Origin of the sequence: Sulfuriferula sp. GW1 (assembly GCF_047300855.1) — a bacterium.
Lineage (GTDB): Bacteria > Pseudomonadota > Gammaproteobacteria > Burkholderiales > Sulfuriferulaceae > Sulfuriferula.
This window is the reverse complement of record NZ_CP170197.1, coordinates 2,021,287-2,045,638: the sequence shown is the minus strand read 5'-3', so window position 1 is coordinate 2,045,638 and position 24,352 is coordinate 2,021,287. Positions and strand designations below refer to the sequence as shown.

26 protein-coding genes are annotated in these 24,352 nt (G+C 56.9%); 2 read left to right on the top strand and 24 right to left on the bottom strand.

Annotation, left to right across the window (positions count from 1 at the left end):
• Window positions 1-75 precede the first annotated feature (75 nt).
• Window positions 76-1,095, top strand: a complete 1,020-nt coding sequence (locus ACFDAU_RS10020) for a GGDEF domain-containing protein (protein WP_413436790.1) — start codon at window positions 76-78, stop codon at window positions 1,093-1,095.
• 12 nt (window positions 1,096-1,107) lie between these two features.
• Here ACFDAU_RS10020 and fliR read toward each other — a convergent pair whose 3' ends face one another.
• The 13 genes from fliR to fliF form a co-directional block, all read right to left on the bottom strand.
• A complete protein-coding gene (gene fliR, locus ACFDAU_RS10015) occupies window positions 1,108-1,899 on the bottom strand; it encodes a flagellar biosynthetic protein FliR (RefSeq protein WP_413436789.1) in 792 nt (263 codons plus the stop codon).
• A gap of 150 nt (window positions 1,900-2,049) precedes the next feature.
• Window positions 2,050-2,319, bottom strand: coding sequence for a flagellar biosynthesis protein FliQ (fliQ, locus tag ACFDAU_RS10010; protein WP_413436788.1), 270 nt, complete (start codon window positions 2,317-2,319; stop codon window positions 2,050-2,052).
• A 9-nt stretch (window positions 2,320-2,328) separates the two neighbouring features.
• A complete protein-coding gene (gene fliP / locus ACFDAU_RS10005; protein ID WP_413439533.1) occupies window positions 2,329-3,048 on the bottom strand; it encodes a flagellar type III secretion system pore protein FliP in 720 nt (239 codons plus the stop codon).
• Between the two features lie 73 nt (window positions 3,049-3,121).
• Complete coding sequence (gene fliO, locus ACFDAU_RS10000; protein WP_413436787.1) at window positions 3,122-3,535, bottom strand: flagellar biosynthetic protein FliO; 414 nt, start codon at window positions 3,533-3,535, stop codon at window positions 3,122-3,124.
• Window positions 3,532-3,957, bottom strand: a complete 426-nt coding sequence (fliN, locus tag ACFDAU_RS09995; protein ID WP_413436786.1) for a flagellar motor switch protein FliN — start codon at window positions 3,955-3,957, stop codon at window positions 3,532-3,534. The genes fliO and fliN overlap by 4 nt, the downstream gene beginning before the upstream one ends.
• A complete protein-coding gene (fliM, locus tag ACFDAU_RS09990) occupies window positions 3,950-4,951 on the bottom strand; it encodes a flagellar motor switch protein FliM (protein WP_413436785.1) in 1,002 nt (333 codons plus the stop codon). The genes fliN and fliM overlap by 8 nt, the downstream gene beginning before the upstream one ends.
• Before the next feature lie 4 nt (window positions 4,952-4,955).
• A complete protein-coding gene (gene fliL, locus ACFDAU_RS09985) occupies window positions 4,956-5,459 on the bottom strand; it encodes a flagellar basal body-associated protein FliL (RefSeq protein WP_413436784.1) in 504 nt (167 codons plus the stop codon).
• A 131-nt stretch (window positions 5,460-5,590) separates the two neighbouring features.
• Window positions 5,591-6,709, bottom strand: a complete 1,119-nt coding sequence (locus ACFDAU_RS09980; protein WP_413436783.1) for a flagellar hook-length control protein FliK — start codon at window positions 6,707-6,709, stop codon at window positions 5,591-5,593.
• Between the two features lie 12 nt (window positions 6,710-6,721).
• A complete protein-coding gene (gene fliJ / locus ACFDAU_RS09975; RefSeq protein ID WP_413436782.1) occupies window positions 6,722-7,162 on the bottom strand; it encodes a flagellar export protein FliJ in 441 nt (146 codons plus the stop codon).
• Window positions 7,163-7,196: 34 nt separating this feature from the next.
• The gene (gene fliI / locus ACFDAU_RS09970; RefSeq protein WP_413436781.1) at window positions 7,197-8,600 is read right to left on the bottom strand and encodes a flagellar protein export ATPase FliI; all 1,404 of its coding nucleotides are present in this window, start codon (window positions 8,598-8,600) and stop codon (window positions 7,197-7,199) included.
• On the bottom strand, window positions 8,597-9,247 hold the full coding sequence (locus ACFDAU_RS09965) for a flagellar assembly protein FliH (RefSeq protein ID WP_413436780.1): 651 nt from the start codon (window positions 9,245-9,247) through the stop codon (window positions 8,597-8,599). The genes fliI and ACFDAU_RS09965 overlap by 4 nt, the downstream gene beginning before the upstream one ends.
• Window positions 9,240-10,238, bottom strand: a complete 999-nt coding sequence (gene fliG / locus ACFDAU_RS09960; protein ID WP_413436779.1) for a flagellar motor switch protein FliG — start codon at window positions 10,236-10,238, stop codon at window positions 9,240-9,242. The genes ACFDAU_RS09965 and fliG overlap by 8 nt, the downstream gene beginning before the upstream one ends.
• Window positions 10,231-11,895: a flagellar basal-body MS-ring/collar protein FliF gene (gene fliF, locus ACFDAU_RS09955; protein ID WP_413436778.1), complete on the bottom strand. Its 1,665-nt coding sequence runs from the start codon at window positions 11,893-11,895 to the stop codon at window positions 10,231-10,233. The genes fliG and fliF overlap by 8 nt, the downstream gene beginning before the upstream one ends.
• 259 nt (window positions 11,896-12,154) lie before the next feature.
• Between fliF and fliE the strand changes: the two genes are divergently transcribed.
• Entirely contained in the window at window positions 12,155-12,496 is a 342-nt protein-coding gene (gene fliE / locus ACFDAU_RS09950; protein WP_413436777.1) for a flagellar hook-basal body complex protein FliE, read from the top strand.
• An 85-nt stretch (window positions 12,497-12,581) separates the two neighbouring features.
• Here the strand turns inward: fliE and ACFDAU_RS09945 are convergent, their stop codons facing one another.
• From ACFDAU_RS09945 to ACFDAU_RS09895, 11 genes are all read right to left on the bottom strand, one after another.
• A complete protein-coding gene (locus tag ACFDAU_RS09945; RefSeq protein ID WP_413436776.1) occupies window positions 12,582-13,343 on the bottom strand; it encodes a flagellar brake protein in 762 nt (253 codons plus the stop codon).
• Between the two features lie 59 nt (window positions 13,344-13,402).
• Window positions 13,403-13,693, bottom strand: coding sequence for an EscU/YscU/HrcU family type III secretion system export apparatus switch protein (locus ACFDAU_RS09940; RefSeq protein WP_413436775.1), 291 nt, complete (start codon window positions 13,691-13,693; stop codon window positions 13,403-13,405).
• Entirely contained in the window at window positions 13,680-14,663 is a 984-nt protein-coding gene (locus ACFDAU_RS09935) for a flagellar hook-length control protein FliK (RefSeq protein WP_413436774.1), read from the bottom strand. The genes ACFDAU_RS09940 and ACFDAU_RS09935 overlap by 14 nt, the downstream gene beginning before the upstream one ends.
• 2 nt (window positions 14,664-14,665) lie before the next feature.
• Window positions 14,666-15,004 carry a flagellar protein FliT gene (locus ACFDAU_RS09930; protein ID WP_413436773.1) on the bottom strand — a complete coding sequence of 113 codons (339 nt, stop codon included), beginning with the start codon at window positions 15,002-15,004 and terminating at the stop codon, window positions 14,666-14,668.
• Between the two features lie 6 nt (window positions 15,005-15,010).
• The gene (gene fliS / locus ACFDAU_RS09925; protein ID WP_413436772.1) at window positions 15,011-15,478 is read right to left on the bottom strand and encodes a flagellar export chaperone FliS; all 468 of its coding nucleotides are present in this window, start codon (window positions 15,476-15,478) and stop codon (window positions 15,011-15,013) included.
• A 13-nt stretch (window positions 15,479-15,491) separates the two neighbouring features.
• A complete protein-coding gene (gene fliD / locus ACFDAU_RS09920; RefSeq protein WP_413436771.1) occupies window positions 15,492-17,507 on the bottom strand; it encodes a flagellar filament capping protein FliD in 2,016 nt (671 codons plus the stop codon).
• A gap of 28 nt (window positions 17,508-17,535) precedes the next feature.
• On the bottom strand, window positions 17,536-17,922 hold the full coding sequence (locus ACFDAU_RS09915; protein WP_413436770.1) for a flagellar protein FlaG: 387 nt from the start codon (window positions 17,920-17,922) through the stop codon (window positions 17,536-17,538).
• Between the two features lie 87 nt (window positions 17,923-18,009).
• A complete protein-coding gene (locus tag ACFDAU_RS09910) occupies window positions 18,010-19,422 on the bottom strand; it encodes a flagellin (protein ID WP_413436769.1) in 1,413 nt (470 codons plus the stop codon).
• Window positions 19,423-19,678: 256 nt separating this feature from the next.
• On the bottom strand, window positions 19,679-21,232 hold the full coding sequence (locus ACFDAU_RS09905; protein WP_413436768.1) for a GGDEF domain-containing protein: 1,554 nt from the start codon (window positions 21,230-21,232) through the stop codon (window positions 19,679-19,681).
• Between the two features lie 304 nt (window positions 21,233-21,536).
• Entirely contained in the window at window positions 21,537-23,096 is a 1,560-nt protein-coding gene (locus tag ACFDAU_RS09900; protein ID WP_413436767.1) for a hypothetical protein, read from the bottom strand.
• A gap of 8 nt (window positions 23,097-23,104) precedes the next feature.
• Window positions 23,105-24,343 (bottom strand): ATP-grasp domain-containing protein, encoded by a 1,239-nt coding sequence (locus ACFDAU_RS09895; RefSeq protein WP_413436766.1) that lies wholly within the window; start codon window positions 24,341-24,343, stop codon window positions 23,105-23,107.
• Between the last annotated feature and the right edge of the window lie 9 nt (window positions 24,344-24,352).

The window sequence follows — 24,352 nt, the reverse complement described above, 5'->3', positions numbered from 1 at the left end:
CTTAATCGAAAAAAATAATCGAGGAAATTTCTGCAAAAATCCCCGGTATTTCCAGGAGACTCAAGGAGTCGGCGCATGGCGAAATACAACACTTCACATCTACTCGAGTCAGTGGTCAGGCTGACTTCGCTGCGCGACCAGCATTCACTGGAAATCTGCCTGATCAAGACCTTGCAGGAACTCATTCCAGCAGGCCAAATCAGATTATTTGAAATATCCATGGAATCCGGTAAGCACTCACTCAAGCTGCTGGTCGAGTTCGATGCCAAGCGAAGCTTGGAATCGGAAACGGAAAATAAGCTCCCGCATTGTGTCGAAGACGATGCGGACCTGATGAAGTGCTTTAGCACCGGGGAAAAACAGATATCTTCCGATGAAGGGGGTGGGGTGAGAGTGGTGCACCCGATAACCGGTTTGAATGGCGTCATCGGATTTTTGACGGTCCGGAATGAGGCCTATATTGAAAAAGACCAGGCCGTGGCGGCCAGCTTTCTGCATATTTATCAAAATTACCTGAAACTGATCAATGACAACGAGCACGATACCCTGACCGGGTTGTTGAACCGAAAAACCTTTGACGAGCGCATCATGGCGGTCATGTCAGCGCGCCGTGCCGGTCGCCGCGTGTCGGATAGCAAGGAAGAGCAGTGTTGCCTGGCCATTCTTGATATCGATCACTTCAAAAAAGTGAATGATCAGTTCGGCCATCTATACGGCGATGAAGTGCTGCTGCTGTTCGCGCAAATCATGACGCGTACTTTTCGTGATGATGATCAGCTTTACCGCTACGGTGGAGAAGAATTCGTAGTGGTGCTTAAAAATGTCGGTTTGGACCTCGGCGTGACTGTACTGGAACGTTTCAGGAAAACGGTGGAGTCCTATCATTTTCCCCAGGTGGGGAGCATCACGGCCAGTGTGGGCGTAGTGGCCATCAGTGAACAAGACTTGCCGACCACTATTATTGGTCAGGCGGACCAGGCGCTCTACTTTGCAAAGGAAAACGGACGCAACCAGGTATGCGCCTACGAGAAATTGCTGCAGGCAGGCAAGCTGACCAGCGCGGCGCCTGCCGAAGGCGACATCGAATTGTTTTGACCGGACTGCGCTTTACGGTACTTTGACTGCAGGCATTGTAATCTGAGCGGCCATCTCTATGCCCTGCTGAAACAGGCGCTCAAGCGGGGTGGCCAGATAAGGCAAGGCAAGGCCGATGACGACAAATCCGATAGTCAGGGTGATCGGGAATCCGATACCGAACAGATTGAGTTGAGGCGCAGCGCGGGTCAGTATCCCCAATGCAATGTTGGTGATAAGCAGAGCCGCCACCATGGGCAGTGACAGCTGCACGCCGGCGCTGAAAATGATTCCGCCCCAATCGGCTATCTGCTTGAATAACTGACCGCCCATGGGCGAAGCGGAAATGGGAAAAGTTGAGAAGCTGTGCGCCAGCACCGACAATAAAAGCAAATGACCGTTTACCGCCAGGAAAGCCAGTGTTGCCAGCAGTGCCATGAATTGACTGATGTAGTTTGATTGTCCTTGCGACTGCGGGTCGAAAAAACTGGCAAAGCTCAGGCCCATTGTCATACCGGTGATTGCCCCGGCCATTTCCACGCCGGCAAAAACGATACGCATCGCAAAACCCATGCCGAGCCCGATGATGAGTTGCTGCACGAGAATCAGAAGACCCGGGAGAGACATCGGGTCAACAGTGGGCAAGGCGGGCAGGGTGGGCGCCACAATCAGCGTGAGCATGACCCCGATACCGATCTTTACCTGCACCGGTACGCCGGTATTTCCAAACACCGGGGCCACGGCAATCAGCCCGAGAATCCGGGTAAGCGGCCATAGCAATGTCGCAATCCAGTTATTCAGTTCGGCGCTGGTAAGAGTAATCATTGATTAGAAGGCAAAAGGCAATAGGCAAAAGGCAAAAGGCAAAAGGCAAAAGGCAAAAGGCAAAAGGCAAAAGGCAAAAGGCAAAAGGCAAAAGGCAAAAGGCAAAAGGCAAACTCGGGGAAGCTTCTTAAGTTTTGCCTTTCTGTTTATTTATCCTGCCAGGGTGGGGATGCTGGTAAATATTTCACGCATGTAATCGAGCATGACGGACAGCATCCATGGTCCCGCAACAATCAAGGCCAGGAAAATTCCCACCAGTTTTGGAATGAACGACAGCGTCATTTCATTGATCTGCGTTGCGGCCTGAAAAATACTGACGACCAGGCCGATACAGAGTGCCACCAGCAGCATGGGTGCGGCAACCATGAGGGTGACTTCCATGGCATGGTGGCCTAGGGCCATGACACTTTCCGGGGTCATCGGTTTTCCTTAGTAAAAACTTTGGGCGAGCGAGCCCAGCAACAGTTGCCAGCCGTCCACCAGAACAAACAGCATCAGTTTGAACGGTAGCGCGACAATCGCCGGCGACACCATCATCATGCCCATGGACATGAGTACGCTCGCCACGACCATGTCGATGATCAGGAATGGAATGAAAATGGCGAAGCCAATCTGGAAGGCGGTTTTCAATTCGCTGGTGATGAAGGCGGGGATCAGCACGCGCAGCGGCACGTCTTCCGGCCCTTGCAAAGCCGGGCCATTGGAGAGTTTCACAAACAAGGCCAGATCGGCCTGGCGCGTCTGCTTCAGCATGAAAGTTTTCAATGGTGCCACGCCTCTGTCCAGCGCCTGGGTCATGGTGATCTTGTTCTCTGACAAGGGCTGGTATGCATCGGTATAAATCTTGTCAAATACCGGGCCCATCACGAACAGCGTAAGAAACAGCGCGAGTCCCACCATCACCTGATTGGGGGGCGCAGATTGGGTGCCTAGCGCCTGGCGCAGCAAGGACAGCACGATAATGATGCGTGTGAAGCTGGTCATCATCAGCAAAGCGGCAGGCAGGAAAGACAGCGCTGTCAGCAGCAGCAGGGTTTGCAGGCTCAGCGTGTAAGCCTGTCCGCCCCCGGGGGTGGGTGTGCTGGTGAATGCCTGCAAACCGGCAGGATCTGCTGCAACCGCCAGCATGGGTACGCCCAGCAAAAGCATAGGCAACAGGTATTTCAGGATGCGTAAAGTGGTATGGGCAAGCTGTCGCATGGTGTTGTGGGTGTGCCGGGAGTTACTGGGCATTGCGTTTTTCCATGGTTTGCTTGAGCCAGCCGGCGAAATTTTTCGCGGCAGGGCCGGCCATGGGTGCAGAGTTTTCCTGGCGCGCCATGGTGGCGAGCGCATTGACACGTCCGGGAGCTACGCCTATGACGATCCACTGATCCCCGGCTTCCACGATGAGCACACGCTCGCGGCCGCCCACGCTGACGCCGCCCACCACTCTGATTACCGCACTACCAGCCGCACGCGTCGCGCCGAAGCGCTTGAGCGCCCAGGCCAGGGCGGCCATCAGGCCAAGTACCAGCACCAGTCCCAGCAATACCTGAAAAAGACCGCCCGCCGGGGCAACGCCGGTTTCTACAGCGGCGTGGGCGCTGGAGGATAGCCACAAGGAGAGGGCTGGAATGAACGCGATACGCTTCATTTGTTGAGTTTACGAATTCGCTCGGACGGCGTGATGATATCGGTCAGGCGGATGCCGAATTTGTCGTTGACCACGACGACTTCGCCCTGAGCGATCAGGCAGCCGTTGACCAGCACATCCATGGGCTCGCCTGCCAGTCCGTCCAGTTCAACCACCGAACCTTGCGCCAGTTGCAGCAGGTTCTTAATTGCAATCTTGGTGCGCCCCAGTTCCACGGTGAGCTGGACCGGAATATCGAGAATGAAGTCGATATCGTTGTGGGTTTCGCCCTTGATGCCCTGTCCGGAGAATTCCTTGAATATGGTCGGGCTCGCAGCCTGGGGTTGCAAGGCAGCAGCTTCCGTTTCGGCCACGGCCTGTTCGGCCATGGCCGCGCCCCAATCGTCCTCGGCTATCGTCTGGGTATCTGCATTGTCAGCCATGCTGTTCTCCTTGATTGGATTCGTTTGTGCCCTGGGTCAGAAGCTTCTCGACGCGTAAGGCATACTGGCCGTTGAGTATTCCGTAACTGCAATCCATTACCGGAACATCGTCGACTTTTGCGATGACAGTGTCGGGCATCGTGAATGGAATCACGTCCCCTGCCCGCATGTTCAGGATATCGCCCAAAGTCACCCTGGAAGTACCCAGATCGGTGACGATCTCGACTTCCGCGATCTGGATCTGTTGCGTCATCAGGCGCGTCCAGCGCTTGTCCACTTCCATCGTCTCGCCCTGCAAGCTGCTGGTGAGGATGTCGCGGATGGGCTCGATCATCGAGTAAGGTGTGCAAAAATGCATTTCGCCGCTGGCCGGGCCAAGCTCTACGGTGAAGGTGGTCGCCACCACCACTTCATTGGGGGTGGCGATGTTGGCAAACTGGGTGTTCATTTCGGAACGGATGAACTCGAATTCCACCGGGTAAACAAATTCCCAGGATTTGGCGTAAGTTTCAAATACGATATTCAGGATGCGCTGGATGATGCGCTGTTCCGTCTGGGTGAAATCGCGCCCTTCGACACGGGTGTGAAAGCGCCCATCGCCGCCAAACAGATTGTCTACCAGGAGAAACACCAGGCCCGGATCGAACACCATCAGTGCGGTGCCGCGCAATGGTTTCATCTGCACCAGATTAAGGTTGGTGGGCACCATCAGATTGCGGATGAATTCGCTGTACTTGGATACACGTACCGGACCCACCGACACTTCCGCGCTGCGCCGCAGGAAGCTGAACAGGCCGATCCGGAACAGCCGCGCAAAACGTTCGTTGATGATTTCCAGCGTTGGCATCCTGCCGCGCACGATGCGTTCCTGTGTTGCCAGGTTATAGGTTCGCACTGCGGAGGGATCTTCCGCTACTTTCACCTCATCCTGTTCGCCGGTGACACCCTTGAGCAGCGCATCGACTTCTTCCTGGGAAAGAAAGCTATCCGACATGATGCTACTGAATCACGAATGAAGTGAAAAACACGCCGGTAACCGTCTGGGGCGTGCCTTTGGGTTCAAACGGTTTGTTAACCTGTGCGACGATTTCCTGGGCAAGCTTGTTCTTGCCTTCCGGGGTCAGGATGTCAGCGGCTTTCTGGCTGGAAAGCAGTAATAGCAGGCGGCTGCGCACTTGCGGTAAATGCGATTTGATAATTTCAACCTGAGCATCATCCTTTACCTGCAGGGTAAAGGCAGTCTGCAGGAACTTATCGCTGTCTTCCGACTGCAGGTTGACAGTGAACGCGTCCATGTTGATGAACACAGGCGGCTTGGGTGGCTCGGCTTTGGCGTGCTGGGCGCTTTTCGGCTGGGTGAAATACCAGGCGCCAGCACCGCCGCCGCCCAATACGAGCACGGCAATACCCAGTATCAGGAACAGTGGTTTCTTCGATTTGACCGCTGGTGCTTCGGTACTCGCTTCAGATTTCGGCTCGGGTTTGGGTGGTGCTTTTGCCATTCTCGTTCCTCTAGTCCTGCATGAATATATCGGGTGTGTTCATTATTGAGAAAAAATACAAAACTGGATGCAAAGAAAAGAGGGGGGAAGTGGGCGCATATCCATGTCTATTGTCTTGTGCGGAGATGCGCTTACGCGAAAGTATCGACCGTGCCCAGACCGGTCACCCTTATTTGAGCGTGTCCGGACTGGATGGTGGTGTCGACGGCGCCGTCTGCATCGCGGAAACCGGGTGAGGCATGCCGGGAAAATTCGCCGCGGGCATCTTGCTGATTGGGCGTCCCCGCGCTTACCGTGCTTTGACCTAACTGAATCCCGGCATCCCCCATCATTTCGCGCAGCTTGGGCAGAGCGGCTTCGAGGGCGTGACGAACATCAGGGTGCGCCGAAATAAACGTTGCATTGGCCTGGTCATTGGTGACATGCAATACCACTTGCAGCGGCCCCAGATCCGGCGGATTGAGGGTGAGCGATGCGCTCTGCTGGGAGCCCGCCGCCATCCACACGATTTTTTGTCCGAGTGCTTGATCCCATGCGGGCGTGCCTACTTTGGGCGTCAGCTTTTCACCGGGCAGTCCGGTGATCGCCTGCGCGATATTGAGCGAAGCCTGTTGTAATGGCGCCAACCCTGCGGGAGTCGTATTCAGCGGAACATCCTGCAGCTTGGCGGGCTCGAGTTTCAAGGTCGCCGGATCAAGCGCCAGCTTTAATTCGCCTGTCTGTTTGACTGGAGCAGTCAAAGCCATCTCCGGCTTGAGTGCGGGCGTATTTTCTGTCGATCCATCCAGCTGCGCCGCAATCCTGGATTTCTGCAGGATGCTCTGTGCAGATCCCGTGCCTTTGCCAATGCCGATAGCGGCGGGGGCATCCGGCTCGGGCTGGGATATACCAGTGTTGGATGATTTTGCCGGTGCCTGGCTGAGATTGGCCACCAGCGCCATCAGGTCAACGGATACCGCCGGAGCAGCATTACTGTCTGCACTGTCTTCGCCGTTCTTGAGTTTGGCATCCGCTGTTTCTGCAGGTTTGGTTACTTTGGCGCCCGGGGTTGTGGTCGTGGCCTGTTGATCCGGGACGCCCTTGTTGTCAGTTGTTTGATTAGCCGAATTGTCCGCGCTGGCAGAGTCTCGCCGGTTCGCCATTTCGCCCGAGAGCACCTGGTTAAAAGGGACTTCTGCAGGGGCGCTACCGGCTTGTTTGGCTGCGGGTGCAGGACTGGTCTGGGATTGCACGGAGCTTGTCGGAGTCATGGTCATCTTGTCCTACCGTTTGTAGAGCGTTTTCCGGGTGGCATGTTCGTCTGTGAGCTTCTGATCACGCCGGGTTTCGTATTGTTGAGCCTGCTTTTTGGCACGGTTGTCCAGCGCACCGAACGACATGCGTTTGCGTTCGCATTCCTGCCAGACGCTGCGTGCCTTATCGGCAAGTTTTTGTGCTTCGCGTATGACTTCACGCTGTCCGGCGATGGCACTGTCCAGTTTTTCCAGAAACACGCGGAAATTATGGTATCCGGCGGCGGTTAAACCTGCCGACAGATCGGACTGGCAGCGCGCCGCGTAGTCATCGCGGTATTGCAGCAATAGCGCGAGCTTCTGTTCGGCTTCCTCGCAGGCGCGAATAGCCATACCCAGACGTTTCGCAGCCTCATCACTGTCTTTCGTGGCCAGCTCAATGAGCGTATTGATTGCGGAATGGGTAGCCATGGTAGGGATTATATTTTTGTCTGCGTCCGGTCAATCACTCGAATAGAGCCGTAAGTTTCCCCAAGCTCTCGGTAATGCCGGCGCGTTCGGGAATGTTTTGCTGGAGAAATGACTCGATCCGGGGATGCAACGCAATCGCCTCGTCCAGCACCGGATCGGTGCCGGAGGTGTAAGCGCCCACGCTGATCAGATCGCGGTTGCGTTCATAACGGGAGTAGAGCTGTTTCAAACGGCGGGTGAGCTGCTGGTGCTCCGGAGAGGTGATGGTGTGCATGGCCCGGCTGATGGATTGTTCGATATCGATGGCAGGGTAGTGCCCGCCTTCAGCCAGGGTGCGGCTGAGCACGATATGACCATCGAGTATCGCGCGTGCGGCATCGGCAATCGGGTCCTGCTGGTCGTCGCCTTCGGTGAGCACGGTATAGAAGGCAGTAATCGAACCACCGCCGTCCTTGCCGTTGCCGGCGCGCTCCACCAGTGCCGGCAACTTGGCGAATACGGACGGCGGATAGCCCTTGGTGGCGGGCGGCTCGCCGATGGCCAGCGCGATCTCGCGTTGCGCCATGGCGTAGCGGGTGAGTGAATCCATGATCAGCAGCACGTGTTTGCCCTGATCGCGAAAATGTTCGGCAATAGCGGTGGCGTAGGCTGCGCCCTGCAGGCGCATCAATGGGGGCGTGTCGGCAGGTGCGGCGACGACCACGGCGCGCGCCAGTCCGACGGCGCCCAGAATCTGCTCGATGAATTCCTTGACCTCGCGGCCGCGTTCGCCAATCAAACCCACCACAATCACGTCTGCGCTGGTATAGCGAGCCATCATTCCCAGCAGCACGCTTTTGCCCACGCCGGATCCGGCAAACAAGCCCATGCGTTGGCCGCGCCCGACGGTCAGCATGCTGTTGATGGCGCGTACGCCGACATCGAGTATGTCGGTAATGGGTGCGCGGGACAGCGGATTGGCGGCGCGTACATTCAATGGCGCAGTGTGTTGGGCATGCAACGGGCCGAGGCTGTCGAGCGGGCGCCCTGCGCCATCCAGAACACGGCCCAGCAACTCATCGCCCACCGGCAAGTGGCGCGTGCGGTCGCTAGGGCGCCGTCTGGGGTGGTTGACCTGGCCGGGGCGAGGCAGACTTTGCACAACTTCAACCGGGAATACGCGCGTCCCTGGAACCAGGCCTTCGACATCGCTTTGCGGCATCAGAAACAGCCGCTCGCCTTCGAATCCAACGACTTCGGCTTCCAGCCTGGAGCCATTCGGCAATGGCACGGTACAGGCACTGCCGACCGCCAGTTTCAGGCCTACGGCCTCCATCACCAGCCCGGCGACACGGGTGACGCGTCCCGATACCTGCATCGGTTCCGCGATAGCTAGCAACTCGCTGCAGTCGCGCAGATAGGCTTTCCAGCGCTGGCTGTGCGGCCTGGCTTGCATCATGAGGCAAGCCAGTCAGATTCCTTGCCCAACGCAGCTGCAAGGCGTTGCCAACGCGTCGACAGCGAGGCGTCGATCTGGTTGTTGGCAGTTTCCACGCGGCAACCGCCCGGTTCCAGTTGGGAATCTTCGGCCAGATACCAGCCGGTCTTGTCGAGTTCGTCCCCCATATGATTTCTGACCAGCAGCAGGTCGTTTGGATTGAGGTAGAGCCGGGCTGGCGGGTGCAAGGTTGGGAGATAATGAATGGCTTCGCTGACAAGGGTGTTGATGAGTTCCGGGCGCACGTCCAGTGCCGTCTTGAGCATGGCCTTGGCAAGATCCAGCGCCAGATCCAATACCTCATTGGCGATCAACTCGTCTGCCTGCGCCACTTCGGCGGCAAAACTTGCGGCGATGCCGAGCAGGCGCGCTTGTTCTGCGGAGGCCTCGCTGCGGCCCGCAGCCAGGCCGGCAGCGCGTCCCTCTTCAAGACCTGCTGCATAAGCTTCGAGCCGGGCGTGTTCACGAATTTTGACGATCTCATCGACAGTGGGCAGGGAAATGGCGGGTGAATTGGCGGCTCCCGGTGTCCTCCGATCATCGTCGAAAGACGCCATTTCCCAGCGCTGATAAGCCGATTGCTGCTCCTTGGGGACCACATTAGACATAAGCGTCCTCGCCTTTTGCGCCGAGCATCAGCTGGCCTTCGTCGGCCAGGCGCCGCACGATCAGCAGGATTTCTTTTTGCTGAGCCTCGACTTCCGACAAACGCACCGGGCCCTTGGCTTCCAGGTCTTCACGCATCATTTCGGCGGCACGTTGCGACATGTTCTTGAATATCTTTTCGCGCAGTTCCGGGATCGCGCCCTTGAGCGCGACAATCAGCGCGTCCGACTGGACTTCGCGCAACAGCAACTGGATGCCGCGATCGTCGATGTCCATGATGTTGTCGAATACGAACATCTCGTCCATGATTTTTTGCGCCATGTCATCGTCGTAGTTTTTCAGGCTTTCCATGACCGAGGTTTCGGTATCGCCCCCCATGAAATTGAGGATTTCCGCGGCAACGCGGATGCCGCCCATGGGTTTTTTCTTGAGGTTTTCATTGCCGGAAAGCAGCTTGGTGAGCACGTCGTTCAGTTCGCGCAGCGCCGTCGGCTGTACACCGTCCAGGGTTGCAATACGCAGCATCACGTCGTTGCGCAAGCGCTCGGTGAAATTCTTGAGGATTTCAGAGGACTGATCCCGCTCCAGATGAACCAGGATCGTGGCGATGATCTGCGGGTGCTCGTTGTGGATGAGCTCTGCCACCGATTGAGCGTCCATCCACTTCAGGCTCTCGATGCCGCTGGCATCCCTGGAACCGAGGATGCGGTTGAGCAGTGAAGCGGCTTTGTCATCGCCCAGGGCTTTGGTCAGTACGCTGCGGATGTAGTCGTCCGAGTCGATGCCCAGCGAAGAACTGCGCTCCGCTTCCAGGCAGAAATCGCCAAGCACCGAAGCGACCCGTTCGTGGCCGATGGTTTTCATCATGGACATGGCCTGTCCCAGTTTCTGCACTTCGCGAGGCCCGAGATATTTCATCACTTCAGCCGCCTCGTCCTGGCCCAGTGCCAGCATCAGGATCGCCCCGTTTTCTATACCGACATCATTACTCATTGCCGTTCACCCAGCTCTTGACCACGTTCGCTACGATTTTCGGGTCCTGTTTAGCCAGGCTCTTGGCTATTTCCAGGTTTTGCTGGTAAGCGAGAGCGCCATGCGAAGTCATCTCCGTGAGTTCGCCGCTGGCAGACATATGGGATAGATGCACGACATCATCTTCCGGCGCGGCTAGCGCAGCATGTGCGCCCGTGTCTTCGGTTACTTTGCGCAGCATCGGCTTGAGCACACGGAAAAAAAGGTAAAGCAGTACTGCGATGGCGATCAGGTATTTGCCGATATCCTTGGCGAGCTGGATATTCTCAGGCTGCTTCCACAAAGGCACATCGGGAATGGTTTCTTTTTCAGCCCGGGCAAACGGACTGTTGACCACGTTCAGCGTGTCTCCACGTTGCTGGTTATAGCCCATGGCCTCCTTAACCAGATCGGTAATCTGCGCTTTTTCGGCAGCAGAGAGTGGCCGGCTGATGACTTTGCCCGATTTGTCGACTGTGTCCCGGTAGTTCACGACAACCGCCACCGACAGGCGCTTCAGGCCCCCCATGGGCTGTTGCACGTAACGCACGGTTTTATCGAGTTCGTAATTAACCGTGGACTCTTTTTGAGTGTTGGTGGCCGGTGTGGCGGGGGCAGCGCCCGGTGCTGGCGTGTTGGCAGCAGGCGCAGTAAGTGGTGCAGTTGCTGGAGCAGGGGGTTGGTTGGACAACGCCCCCGGCACGCCCGTTGCATTGGCACTTCCACCATTCAGCGTTTCACTGGTCTGCTGGCTGCGTATTGCCGCCGCGTCGGGTGTCTGATTGGGTTTGTAGATTTCGGCGGCCTGTTCGGTATTGGAAAAATCCACGTCGGCAGTCGCTTCGGCGTGCACGTTCTGGGCGCCAACAATCGGGGCAATAATGGATTCGACGCGTTTGGCAATGTTGCTCTGGAGTTCATGGATATATTTGAGTTGGCTCGGATCAAGTCCATTGGCTCCCGGGCCGGAACTGGTATCGGAAAGCAAATTGCCGTTCTGATCAACCACGGTTACGTTTTTTGTAAGCAGCTCGGGCACGCTGCTGGCCACCAGATGGACGACCGCACTGACCTGTTGCCGGTCCAGTATCCGGCCAGGTTGCAGATTGAGTAAAACGGATGCGGTGGGTTTCTGCTGTTCACGTACGAATACCGAGGCTTTGGGCAGTGCGAGCAGCACACGCGCCGACTGCACGGTCGAGATGGATTCGATAGAACGCGCGAGTTCGCCTTCCAGCGCGCGCTGGAAATTGACCTGTTCCAGAAACTGGGACACGCCGAGCTTCTGGTTTTCCATCAGCTCGAAACCGACATTCCCGCCTTTCGGCAGGCCTTGCGAAGCCAGTTTTAGACGCGCCTCGTAGACCTGATTGGCCGGCACCAGAATGGCTCCGCCGCCTTCGGCAAATTTATAGGGCACATTCATCTGCTGCAGGGAAGCCACGATGGCTCCTCCGTCACGGTCGCTGAAATTGGAAAACAGCACGCGGTAATCCGGCTGCTGGCCCCACATCCATACACCGGCCATGATGGCAATGACCGCAGCAATGGCAAGCATCTGCAAAAACTTGCGTCCGCCCGGACCCTGCGTCAATCCCATGAGCTTGGGAGTGAGTGCGACTTCGCCTGCTACTGACATGGTGCCTCTCCGCAATCGATACAGTGATGGTTGGTGCGGCTGATATTGCTGATCCGGTTCATATTGTGTCCTCACCCATTCGTGGTGCTTGCCTCAGTGTCGATTATCGGTGCGGCGCAGTATTTCAATTGATTGAATAGAGGACTGTTTCCCGTGCTTATTCCGCTGAGGCCGCGGCGATCAAGTGATAACGTGGCGGTGTAGAACCATAAACCTCTGCCTGAGAATGGGCGGAAGCCAGGACTTGATGGAGTGCGCAATGAAAACCGGGATGATCGATACCAGCAGGATAGAAGCGATGATGGCACAGCTGAAAGCCGCCGCCACGCGCCCTGAAGGGGTGGACACTACCCTCGCAGCCGGCAAGGGTGTGGGCAAGGTGGATTTTGCCGATGCCCTGAAAACGTCGCTCGATCAGGTCAACAATGTGCAGCAGCAATCAGAACAACTGGGCCAGCGTTTCGCCGCCGGCGACGACAAGGTGAACCTGTCGGACGTGATGATTTCCATGCAGAAAGCCAATATTTCGTTTCAGGCAACGATCCAGGTGCGCAATAAACTGATCTCCGCATACCACGAAATAATGAATATGCAGATTTGATCCGGACTGCAAGGAAAAAAGGCAAAAGGCAAAAATCAAGCCCAAGGGAGCGTCTTGAATTTTGCCTTTTGCCTTGCTTGAAAGATCACCCCAATCCGGTAATTTTCGCGTTGCGCTCCCGTTCCAGGTACATGAGGTAACGCTGCACCGCGGCCAGCATCCCCTTTGACAGCTCGACGAAAAGACACCCCAGGCGGCGATTTGTTTTGCCGTTGAATAGTGTCAATTCCTGCGAATTCCTGATTTGCAGGGTCACCGTAACGATACCGAGGCCGGGCAGGTCGATATGACAGTTCTCGTATTCGCGCCCGATCGTGGTATCCAGTACTTTCTTGTCATCCAGTATCGCAATCCCGCCACAACTGATATCGACCAGCGGTGCCGTGTAGATGCCGCCACCGGCATCGGCAGGCAGCGGGATCCTGCACAGGATAGGATTGATGACCGGCGTGTTGACGCGATAGTACTCGCGCCGCTGCAGCCGAATCAGATTGGCAGGAATGGGAATACGCAGGGCGGCGCGGCCTTCGTGGGTCGCACTGTCCGCCTTCGCAACGGAAAACAGGATGCGCACCTTGTCGAGCGAGGCCTCGAAGGCGAGGTCGTCCGATTCGATAATGCGCTGATTCAATAATGCACTCGGCGCACAGTCAATCACCACCGTATTGCTCGCATCGTCCACTTCCAGTATCGAGGTGACGACCGCATCGGCGCCACCATTGACCAGCATGGTGATGAGTTGATGCTGGCCGCCTATGGCGCGTAACAAGGACACGATTTCACGATGGGAATGGACGAGATATGGGCTCTGGTTCTCGGTGCCGAAGTCAGGGTTATCGATAGGCATTATGGTGATCGGTCTGAAAAAATAAAGTAAGCGTAGGCGGATAGCTTGCAGTATGCCAATTAGTCCGATGTATCGCTATTCTTGCGTTCCGTCTCGATCCGGTAGAGCCACGCGAGTAACTCGGCTACGGCGCGATACAGGGCCGGCGGAATGTGCTGGTCGAGTTCAACCTGCATCAGCAAGGCGACCAGTTCTTTGGATTCATGCACAAAAACACCGTGCTCTTTAGCGCGAGCGATGATTTCCTGCGCGATCAGTCCATTGCCTTTGGCGACGACCCTGGGCGCCACGGAACCGGTCTGATAGGCGAGGGCGACAGCGCTTTGCAATGGTGTATTAGGCGCGCTCATCCTGTTTCACGATCAGGGAATCAAGTGGAATGCCGGCAGCATCCATGGCATTGGAAAGTAGTGTGCCATGTGCGCAGAGCGAAGCCGCCGCGGCTTCTGAGTCGGCATGGATATGAACCTGCACGTGTTCTCCGGTGAGTCGGATAGTCGCCGATACGGTGCCCAGAGTCGGCAGCTCGAAACGTACCTCGCTACGCCAGGATGGCTGCATCTCCCGGTTGCTGCCTTCAGGCGTATCTTCGCCTACTTCCCATTCCATGGTTTGGCCGGGCCACGCCTCACCGCGCCATAGCACACGCTGCTGTTCCAGCGTATTCAATTGTTGATGGATCAGTTGCGACACTACGGTATTGTTTGTGTCGGACCTCGGCTGCGCAGTAGCGGGGTCTGCCAGCTGGGCAGATGCAGCCTGCGCTTGCGGTTCGCGCATCAGTTCGGATAAGGCGCGATTGCCGTTGGCCCACTCGCGGACATGCGCCTCGTAGAACAGACCGCTGGTGCTGATTGTGTCGCGTAACGCAACAGCGATCTGTTCAGTGCTCATGGCAGGAGTCGGGATCAGTGCCGTTTTGCCGAGGACCGTATTGGGCGCGCCGTTCTGCTGCGCGGTCTGCAGCAGGTTGTCGATGAGCCGGCCGGTGGCGCTGAGTGAAGTCGGTGCAGCGCCAGGCTGTGGCCCCAGCAGGAAGGTGAGCTGGGGTTCCCGGCTCATCAGGGTGAGTTGCAGTAAATCGCCCGTGCGAGTACCGGCAGGCAAGACCATGCGTGCCATGGTATCGGCAATGCGTACCAGAAAGCTGCCATCGTCCAGGCGCGATAGTACCTTGCTCTGAAAGATCTGACCTAATGCGCTTTGTGCGAAACGGTGGGATGCCTCTTCGCGCGTATCTGCGAGCGGAAGTACCGGCATCAACGCTTCGATCGGTACGATCGCGCGCGTGCCTGCCATTTCCGGTCGCATCGGGGTCATGCTCAGCCCGCCTGATTCCTGCCGTAAGTCATGGAAAGCTTGCGTTCGGTGCTGGTATTGTTCATCAGTGACGACAATTGCGCCATCCAGGGCTCGGTAATGTTGCGTATCTCGCGATCATCGGCGAGGATTTTTTGGATGATATTAAATTTGCGTTCACGCATTTCCCCGCTCAGTGCAGAACGCGGTTCGCTTTTTTCAAGCGTGCGCACATGGCTGGCACAGTTCGATTCCAGTGCTGCTAGGCGTTCCCAGTCGCTGCTGCGCGCGGCAGCCAGCATTTGTTCCGTGATGTTCGCCACAGATTCATACACGGAAATGATTTCTTCACTATTCATCATTGAGGGTTACGCTCTCACAAAAGAATTGACACGTGGCATCAAATTGTCCTGCACCGCAGCGGCCGGTGCGGTTTCAATAACGGCTGTGGTTCCGATGGCCTCCCAGGCTTCGCGCAACTGTCCGAGCAGCCCATCCACTTCATCAAGGATAGCCGGGTCGTTATTGAGGTTGGCCAGTAGCAGGCGGTTGCTCATATATTCATACAACGCATCCAGGCTGGTCGCGATTTCACCGCCGGCCGATTTGTCCAGGCTTGCGCGTAAGCCGCTGTCAATAATCGAGATTGCCTGGGAAATGGCTTTTCCCTTCGCTTCGATTTCGCCATTCTTCATTAGTTGCATGGCGCTGGCCACCGCGGTTTTGGCACCGTCAAACAACATGACAATGAGCTTATGCGGATTGGCCGCTACCACGCCGGTTTCAATACCGACTTTTGCATAAGTGTTGGCGCCGTTGCGTGCTGTTCCAAACATGTCGGATTCTCCCTTATGCGATCTTAGGTAAATTTGCGAGTTGCTGCGTTAAAAAGGTACTGGTGGTATTCATGCTGCTGATCATGGTGTCCAATGCTGTGAATTGCGCGCGGTAGCGTGCTTCGATGACTGTCAACCGCGCAGCCCACGCCTGTTGGTCGACATTCAAGCGTTTGATCGATGCATTGATGCCATCCGTGCTCGACGAAATGGAGCCATTCGAGGCAAGCATCGAGGTCGCGAGCGAATTGAACCGATAGGCATAGCCTTGCGAGTAATTGACCGTGCCGCGTGCGCCCGTTGCGCCGCCGTTGATCTTGATTTGCAGGCCTTGCGAAGCGTCGCCAGTGGCGCCGGTGAGATACTGCCCGGAACCGATGGCTGCAACGCCGTTGATGGTGCCTGCGGTATCCACGCCATTGCTGACCACGGCAGTGCCGCCAAAGTTGAGGTTGGCCTGACCGTTTCCGCCGGTAATATTGGCGACGGACGCCGAGCCATAGCGGTTGGAAGTGATCTTCAAGACACCGGCCGATTGTGTCACGGTTACTGTGGAGCCTAAGGATGAGAACGCACTCACGCCGTTGATCTGCGACTGTATTTGCGTGGCCAATGCCGCTGCGCTGGCGTAGGTGCCCGCCGCCAGGGTGACATTGGCGGTGACGCCGTCCACCAAAACCTGCAGCGTGTCATTTGTACCGGCGGTAATCGTTAGTCCGGCGGCGGCGGAGGCGGTGGCGTTACCTTGTGTAGCAAGCTGCGAGACATTCACGCTGTAAGCGCCCGGTGCGGTCAGCGCACTGGCGCTCGAATAGCCAACCAGGCTGTCCGAGGTTTTACCTACGGCCGCGAACAACCCGGCGATATCACTGAAATTGCTGGTGATCGCACTTTGCAGCTTGGTACTGTCAACGGCAAGCGTGCCGTCTTTTTGGAAGGTCACGCCGATCTGTGACAATAGTGTGTATGCGCTGCCCCCGCCCGCAACCGGGGTGGACAACACATTGCGGATCTGGTTTTGCATCATCGAAACTGAAGCATTGCCGTTAAATAACGCAGCCTGTTTGGTGGTGGGATTGTAAGCGGTTGCAGACGCCAGGGTTTGCGTGATGCTGTTGTAGGCCGCGACAAAATTGTTCACCGCCTTGGTAACCGAAGCAGTGTCTTGCGCCACCGTAATGTTGGTAGGCGTGCCGACATTGGTCTTGGCCAGATTAAGGGTAACGCCCTGTATCGCATCCGTAACGGTATTGGTGGTTTTGGTGACGGCAACGCCATCCAGCTTGAAATTGGCATTCTGGGCGGTGACGGTTTCAGCCAGCGCTTGTCCGGTGTTATTGGCCGGATCCTGGCTGAGCAGGCTGGAAATCGTGGCGTCGCCGGACACCGAAATTTTCATGCTGTTGCTGATGCCGGTGGTGGTATCGGTCAGCACCAGACGATTGGGCGCGGCGCTGCCATCATTCACGATGGTGGCCGATACGCCGATATTGGCGCTGTTGATGGCATCACGGATTCCGGACAGCGAATTATTGCTGGCATCAATGGTGACGGTTTTGGTGCCCGCGCCATTGCTGGTGAAGCTGGCGCCGGTGTAGGTGCCATTGCTGAGCGTGCCGCCGGCAATGGTGCCGAAATCAAAGCTCAGTGTGGTGGTGGTCCCGCTGCCAATGGTTGCGCTGGTGCTGGCCTGGCCTGCGGCAACCAGTTTTTGAGCTTGGGCGAGACTGGATACTTCCAGCGCATAGGTTCCGGGTGTGGCCCCCGCACTGGCGCTGGCCGTGGCAACCGTGGCATCCGCCAGGGTGGCGGTCAGGCTTTGAAATTGAGTGGGGCTGGATAATCCCTGCACCGCGCTCTGAAACTGCGACAGCGCGCTCTTGATCTGGGCATAGCCGGAAAGCTGGGTCTGATAGCTCGCCACTTCATTGTTAATCGCAGTCAGAGGCTGTTGTTCGATGGACATCAACTTGGTAACGATACCGTTAACGTCGAGTCCTGAACCTATGCCTGGTGTAGAGATTCCCATGATGTGTTTCCTTGTATGAGCTTGGCGCTCAGGCCTTTTCCCGGATCAGGAGGCCTTGCAACTTGTCGAGTTCCTTGGCAATGGCGAGCACTTCCCTGGAAGGCGTTTGCCGTATGACGGTATTGGTTTCGGTATCGACTATCTTGACCAGGGTTCTGCCACTGTCCTGGTCAATACTGAATTCAATATTGCTGGCGACTGGTTTAAGAAATTTGTTAATCGCGTCGACTGAGCGTTTCAATTCGACTGCATCGACAGCGTCTGCTTTGGTTGGCGACTGTATTGCGACAGAGGCAACGTTGTTTGGTACAGCGGGAATAGCTGATGTTGCGCCAGTCTGAGCCGTTGCCGCTGGCCGGCTTGCCGGTGGTGTGATGGGCACCTGCGTAGTACTTGATATTTGACTGCTGTCCATGTCTATTTCCCTTTAAGTGGGAAGATGGAAAGCGGTCTCCCGCCTTCCATCCGATTACGGCAACCCGGCAGGGTTGCCTGTTACTGATTAACGCAACAGGGCCAGCACGCCGTTTGGCAGCGCGTTGGCTTGTGCCAGCATCGCCGTACCCGCTTGTTGCAGGATCTGGCCGCGGGTCAGATTGGCGGTTTCGGACGCGAAGTCGGTGTCCTGAATACGGCTACGAGCTGCAGACAGGTTTTCTGAAGAAGTCTGCAAGCTGCTTACGGCCGATGCAAAACGGTTTTGATAAGCACCCAACGAAGCGCGCGAACTGTTCACGGTAGAAATTGCGCCATCAATTGCGGTCAGGGCGGTGAGGGAGCTGGCCGCGGTGGTCAAATCGACAGTGCTTACCGCCAAAGTGGTCGTTGCCAGCGTGCCCGCACTCAAACCCGCTTTTGATGGATTGGTGCCGCCGACAACGATACTTGCAGAAGAGCTAAGCGTTATGGTGCTCTGTGTTGTTGCCGCCGTTAATCCAGTACGCGCAGTAGTCGCTGTTCCTGTTTGCGCGACTGTTATTTCACGGCCATCAGCTGCGTTCAGGGTAACTAAACCAGCAGCATCCGCCGTTGCGGTTACTCCTGAAGTGCTTGAGACCAAATTAATGGCTGCAGCTACGGCTGTACCTTGCGCTGCCGCACTGCCACCCGCAGTAATCGCGCCGACACTTACACCATTAATCTTAAGATCGCCTGCCGTAATATTGTCAGTACCTGCGACAAATGCAGTAGCAGCAATACCAGTAACAGAGGTGGCATTTGCCGTGGCATTCACGCCGGACGAAGCGGCATTGATCGCAGCGGCAATCGAGAAGGCGCTGGCGGCAGTCTGACCTGCGGCGGTACCGGCGGTTGATGCGCCGATTGCGGTGCCGTTCAGGGTCAAATCGCCGGCGGCCAGTGCAGCCGTGGTGACGCCCGACGTTGCCGTTTGAGCACCCAGCGCAGAGGTGCGCGCACTCGAAATCGATGCGATGGTAATCTGGTCGTTGGTAGAGTTGTTCGCACCTACCTGGAAATTCTGGGCGGTAAACGAACCATTCAGCAATTTCACGCCGTTGAAGGATGAAGTTTGTGCGATACGATCATTTTCAGCAGACAGTTGCTGAAATTCGCTATTCAGCGCAGCGCGGTCTGAAGTGGAATTGGTCGCGTTGGCTGATTGCACTGCCAGATCACGCATGCGCTGCAGGTTGTTGGTGATTTGCGACAAGTCGCCTTCAGCGGTCTGGGCCAGGGAAATGCCGTCGTTGGCGTTGCGGGCAGCCTGGTTGGAGCCGTTAATCTGCGAGGTCATCCGTTGGCTGATGGCTAGACCGGCGGCGTCGTCCTTGGCGCTATTGATGCGCAAGCCGGAAGACAGACGCTGCAAGGAAGTAGCCAGCGAAGATTGTGAAGTGGTCAGGTTGCGCTGAGCATTCAGTGAAGCGATGTTGGTGTTGATATATGAAGCCATGTTAGATCTCCTTAATTCCTGTGGTTTGATGGATCCGGCTCAAGTGCCGTCAACTTTGGTTTGACCTTGGTAAGGCCAGGCATTCAAACCGCCGTTATTTAACTTATCGGGACGTGTCTGCGAAATATTTAGGGTAAAACAAAATATTTATTTCGCCGGCATTGCCCGAACTTGAACCGCCTTTCCACGTTTCGGCAGGAATCAAAAAAATCTTTAATCTGAGAGCTATATAATTATATAAGTAGTGTCATCCCGGCTAATCTGCGGCAACAGCCCGATTCTTGCCGGCTTTCTTGGCTTGATAGAGTGCCGCGTCGGCACGCTTTAACACCGATTTTGGATCTTCATCCGGGGCGCTTAATGCGACACCGGCGCTGAAAGTGATCAGCAGGCGCTGGTTGTTGTGGATAAAGATGCGCTTGGTGAGTTCTTTTTTCAGGCGCGCCACGACCTGCATGGCATCCTCGATGGAAGTGTCTGGCAGCACGACCAGGAACTCCTCGCCGCCAAAGCGGCCGATGACATCCATGGTGCGCAGCGTCTCTTTGACGATTCTCACTACATGTATTAACGCCTCGTCGCCCGCGACATGGCCATGGATGTCGTTGAGCTGCTTGAAATCATCCATATCCAGCAATGCGATGCAAAGCGGGGAGTTGCGGCGTTTGGCGCGCGCCTGCTCGCGTTCGAACACATCATCCAGTCCGCGCCGGTTGAGGCTGCCGGTCAACTGGTCTTCGCGCGCCAGTTCGCTCATTTGCGCGAGCTGGGATTCCAGTTCGTGGATTTTTGCCTCGGCATCCAGGGCCTTCTGGCGCGCCGCAAGCATTTCATCGCGCGAATTCAGAGCGTCTGTCTGCACCGTGCGCGTATCGCGCATGACATCGTCCAATACTGAATTGAGTTCGCTGATGCTGCCGGCCTGGGCGATTTTTTGTGAATAAGTGTCCATCTTTTCATGGTAATCGCCGGTGCTGGCGGCGACCGCATTCAAGCGATCAATGAAAATGGTGACCATGTTTCTGACCGTGATCTTGGCTTCCGCCAGACTGCTCTTCAACGTGCCCTGTTTATAAATGACTTCCTTGAGGCTGCGCGTGGCGTCCTCCAGTGCATGGTGATTGATCGGGCCGGCGATGAGCTTGTTCACCACATCGACCTGGCCGCGCATCCAGCTGTCTTCTTCCAGCAGATCGCGCACGTTATCGAGCAGGAGCCGGAACAGGCGCAGCAGCAATTCCTGTTGTTCGGCGACGTCGCCGCTGCGCAGTTCGATACGGAAACACAATTGCTTCAGACGGCTGGCGGCATCGTTGAGCGCTTCTTCGGTTTGCGCTTCTTTTATTGCACTGGCCAGTGATTCGGATTCGGCAGCCAGTTCCGGTGTGCCGGCGAGTAGGGAAGCGACTCCCAAAGTCAGGGTGCGCGTGAGCAACTCACGCAGGAGCCGGACTTGTTGATTGTCGTCAGCGGGTAGATACACCGGCGCGCTGGCCATCGCGGGAGACTTCTTGATGCGTTTTTCAATAAGCAGGGAAAGACCTTCGCCATATTCCTGCCAATCACGGGACTCCAGGGCGCGGTTAAGGCGGGTGCCGAATTCAGCTGCCTCGCCGCGCGCGCGCACCAGATTTTTGGCAAAATCGGTGAGGACGGTTTCCGCATCAGGTTTTGCGGAGACGCCGGCGATTTCATTGTAGGCAGTGCGATACGCATCCGGTGTCGGTGCCGTACGCTGCATCGCCAGACGACGGAAGGCTTCCCGGGCAATATCGGGGGCATTCTGTGGCGGTGCGGAGGAGTCTTTCATGGGGTCGACGGCGTGGGTGCGGGATGGTTGCTGATTCTGTACATATTAGGCGCGTTCAACTTCAGCCAATCAGGGGATTAGTGGCTAAAATCTTCGCCATTTCGGGGTTTAACCCTGCGTTGACAGTTTTTCGCCTGGATACATTATGAAAAGCAGTGGAAGCCACAGAGGGCACAGAGTGTAGGTGGGTTTGAAGAGAATTGTTTTCTGCTGCCGGGTGAGTGAGTCTGGAAATGATAGCAATACGTTACTTTTCTCTGTGCTCTCTGCGGCTACAGCCGTTTAAAGGTAAAACGATGTTTCCCTAAACAGGCAGGCGGCGCACCAGCATGGCCGCTTTGTCCAGTGCTGCCAACGCCCGTTCTATGACCACGGCGCCGTTGTCCTGGCCACCCGCTGTCGCCTCGACCACCAGGCGCGCGCTGGCGCACAGGCGCAACGCGCTTACCGGCACGCCATTACGCTGGCCGAATGCGACGGGTTGCCCCAGTTGATAGCGTAATGCTGCAAGGGCGTCGTTGCGATTCAGATCGGGATGGTCGCTGAGTTTGTCTTGCAGGCGCCGATAGACCAGGGCGGTCTCATCCCGGTTTAACGGTCCGCTGTGAGCCGCGCTAGCGGGACGATGAAGCAGGAACGGAAAAATCGTCGGGATATGATCCCAGCTTGTCGCCTCAATCAGGGGGCGGCGATCGATGAGCGGAACAGGGATGAGCTCAAAGCACGGATCGCTGCTCAGCCGATGCTGAACGGCCTCTGCAAAGGACAGCAGGAAGCGTTTGACCGCGGTTTCCGGTATGGCGCGAAATGCCCGCAATTCCGCCAGGGCGGCTTCCCAGCGCAATAATAATCCGAAATTGCTTGCGCCGCGGTCGAGGATGCCGGCGCCATCCCAGCCATCCGGCCAGTCCGCTGCGGCGGAATAAGCCTGCAGGGCACGTGGCAACGGACGACTGCGCAAACGTTGTGCGGCTGCTGACGGGATAAGCAGCGCGCCGGAGAAAGTCGGTCCGGTCAGGAATTTCGAGCCGGTCAAGGCCACCATGAAGCCATGCGCCAGATAGGCGCGCAGGGTTGCGGGTGCGAGGCGGAACTGGCATGCGTCGACCAGGATATCAAGCTTATCCGGCCAGCGGCGCTGCAGCGCGGACATGCACGCAACGCTCGGCGCGATCAGACCGGTTTTGGAAACATCGGTGAGGATCAGCAGCACGCGTCGTCCCTGCCCGATCGCACTGGTCACCAGTGCTTCGATCTCTGCATCGACTGCGGTTGCCGGACGCGGGATGCCGTCGGTTTGACGAATCGGCACAGCCACCACTTGAATGGCACCGGTGCCGGTGATGGTCGTCCCGGCGCTGACAGAATCTCCCAATGCAGTATGAGCGCTGAAGTGGCGGCCAGCCAGCGCTGTCGGTACGCCGCTGCCGGTTTCTTCCGGGTTCAGCATCAGCGCAAGCGTGGATGCAGAGGCGCCGCTGCTGATGAGCTGAGCCGCAATCAAATGCAGGTCCGTACCCGATGCGGCGAAGACAATGTCGAGACCGGGCAGATCGGTTGCGCCGCACAACCGGATCAGTTCCTGACGCAGCCGATTCAGTTCGCTGGCATAGAGAGTGGCCGGCGGTTGCGTATCGGCAGCGCGGAGCAGACGGCTACGCAGTTCGTTTGCTGCGTCAAATCCTGTCTCGGAGATGGTCGATGCCGTGGCGGATCCAAACCCCATCAGACCCGGATCGGGCTGGGGTGCGCAACCGTATTTGTTTAAAGCATGGCCGGGTGCCAGGGTGATACGGGCATCGCCGCCTTCTACCAGAAGCTGCTGGGTAGACGGGAGCGGGAGCCGGTCATGGCGATTATTCACTGTCAAAATCAGGGCCGGGAGCTTGCATCGATCAGCATCGTGCGAAAGGCTTCGAACACTTTATGCATTTGTGACTGTTTATACGGAAACAGATCGACTGGATCCATCGCATGAACAATCATATTGCTGTCCACTTCAAAAATCAGCAATTCGCCGGTTGGCGTTTCCCCGCAGTCGATGCCGAGATAGTCCAGTCCCATGCGCTCATGGATGGCGCGGAAAGCAGCCGCATGCCGGCTTGCGAAGTCGTCGTCGAAGCGAGTCATGAAGCGCGCTTCCTCGGCGCGCTTGTCTGCGCTGTCGGTCATGCCGGCATTCAGGTAATGGATCATCCAGTGCTCGGATATCGCCATATGGCAAACGTACGGGCGACCATGGATGAGGACGATGCGTGACTTCCTGAATAAACCGTCCGGCCCGCGGTAGTCGACAAAGCGGGACACATAAAACGTGTTCATCGGTTGCGATTGCAGATAATCGTCGATCGCTGCCGGCGTATCGAGCTTGTCCAGCCCCTGCCCGGCATGCGAATCAACCGGACGCACAATAATCGGGAAATCGCCGTCTTCAAGGATATCGGCCAGCGCCAGTTGCCCGCGTCCGATTTGTTCCAGGGTTTGCCGGTCGATGCGTACCGTGGCTGGCATGACGACCCCTGGCGCCGAGGCCAGCAGCGCGCAGGCGCCGTCACGCGATACGCCGGCGATGCGGTCAGGCGTATTCAGCAGCGGACGCGGCCAGTCCTGGATCAGCTTGGCAACATATTGCAGCAAGGGGCGATTCTGATCGGACTCGCCGACGGCGACAAACGCCACGTCGTGTTCCGGCAGTGCTGCAGGAAAGGGCAGGTGCGGCGCTACATACAGCATGTCGAGTGCGATATCGGAGCCTTCCACCAGAAATTCCAGCGGCGTATTGGCCATCAAATCGCCCGGCCCCATGATGGCAAGCACGCGGATGGCTGTCGCCTCCTGCGCTGCCGGCATGTGATACAGCTGTTGCATCTCCAGCGCCTGCGACTGTACGGCGAGCGCGGCGGCGCGATTGCCCTTGAGCTGCAGGATCGTCGACAGGTCCAGCAAGGTATTGGCATCGTGAGGATGCGTTTCCGCGCGCTTCAGCAAACGCGTGCCCAGCGGGCCCAGATCGGCGCCGGAAAAAGCCATCCGCATTAAAGTGGCCAGACCGATGAGCGGTTCGCAGTTATCGGCGTGCGTGGGGGATGATTGTGGAGATTCGTTATTCATTGTGTTCCT

Coding starts and splice junctions, on each gene's coding strand:
- ACFDAU_RS10020 (WP_413436790.1), top strand. CDS start 76: ATGGCGAAATACAACACTTCACATCTACTCGAGTCAGTGGTCAGGCTG.
- fliR (WP_413436789.1), bottom strand. CDS start 1,899: ATGATTACTCTTACCAGCGCCGAACTGAATAACTGGATTGCGACATTG.
- fliQ (WP_413436788.1), bottom strand. CDS start 2,319: ATGACCCCGGAAAGTGTCATGGCCCTAGGCCACCATGCCATGGAAGTC.
- fliP (WP_413439533.1), bottom strand. CDS start 3,048: ATGCTTTTGCTGGGCGTACCCATGCTGGCGGTTGCAGCAGATCCTGCC.
- fliO (WP_413436787.1), bottom strand. CDS start 3,535: ATGAAGCGTATCGCGTTCATTCCAGCCCTCTCCTTGTGGCTATCCTCC.
- fliN (WP_413436786.1), bottom strand. CDS start 3,957: ATGGCTGACAATGCAGATACCCAGACGATAGCCGAGGACGATTGGGGC.
- fliM (WP_413436785.1), bottom strand. CDS start 4,951: ATGTCGGATAGCTTTCTTTCCCAGGAAGAAGTCGATGCGCTGCTCAAG.
- fliL (WP_413436784.1), bottom strand. CDS start 5,459: ATGGCAAAAGCACCACCCAAACCCGAGCCGAAATCTGAAGCGAGTACC.
- ACFDAU_RS09980 (WP_413436783.1), bottom strand. CDS start 6,709: ATGACTCCGACAAGCTCCGTGCAATCCCAGACCAGTCCTGCACCCGCA.
- fliJ (WP_413436782.1), bottom strand. CDS start 7,162: ATGGCTACCCATTCCGCAATCAATACGCTCATTGAGCTGGCCACGAAA.
- fliI (WP_413436781.1), bottom strand. CDS start 8,600: ATGATGCAAGCCAGGCCGCACAGCCAGCGCTGGAAAGCCTATCTGCGC.
- ACFDAU_RS09965 (WP_413436780.1), bottom strand. CDS start 9,247: ATGTCTAATGTGGTCCCCAAGGAGCAGCAATCGGCTTATCAGCGCTGG.
- fliG (WP_413436779.1), bottom strand. CDS start 10,238: ATGAGTAATGATGTCGGTATAGAAAACGGGGCGATCCTGATGCTGGCA.
- fliF (WP_413436778.1), bottom strand. CDS start 11,895: ATGTCAGTAGCAGGCGAAGTCGCACTCACTCCCAAGCTCATGGGATTG.
- fliE (WP_413436777.1), top strand. CDS start 12,155: ATGAAAACCGGGATGATCGATACCAGCAGGATAGAAGCGATGATGGCA.
- ACFDAU_RS09945 (WP_413436776.1), bottom strand. CDS start 13,343: ATGCCTATCGATAACCCTGACTTCGGCACCGAGAACCAGAGCCCATAT.
- ACFDAU_RS09940 (WP_413436775.1), bottom strand. CDS start 13,693: ATGAGCGCGCCTAATACACCATTGCAAAGCGCTGTCGCCCTCGCCTAT.
- ACFDAU_RS09935 (WP_413436774.1), bottom strand. CDS start 14,663: ATGACCCCGATGCGACCGGAAATGGCAGGCACGCGCGCGATCGTACCG.
- ACFDAU_RS09930 (WP_413436773.1), bottom strand. CDS start 15,004: ATGATGAATAGTGAAGAAATCATTTCCGTGTATGAATCTGTGGCGAAC.
- fliS (WP_413436772.1), bottom strand. CDS start 15,478: ATGTTTGGAACAGCACGCAACGGCGCCAACACTTATGCAAAAGTCGGT.
- fliD (WP_413436771.1), bottom strand. CDS start 17,507: ATGGGAATCTCTACACCAGGCATAGGTTCAGGACTCGACGTTAACGGT.
- ACFDAU_RS09915 (WP_413436770.1), bottom strand. CDS start 17,922: ATGGACAGCAGTCAAATATCAAGTACTACGCAGGTGCCCATCACACCA.
- ACFDAU_RS09910 (WP_413436769.1), bottom strand. CDS start 19,422: ATGGCTTCATATATCAACACCAACATCGCTTCACTGAATGCTCAGCGC.
- ACFDAU_RS09905 (WP_413436768.1), bottom strand. CDS start 21,232: ATGAAAGACTCCTCCGCACCGCCACAGAATGCCCCCGATATTGCCCGG.
- ACFDAU_RS09895 (WP_413436766.1), bottom strand. CDS start 24,343: ATGAATAACGAATCTCCACAATCATCCCCCACGCACGCCGATAACTGC.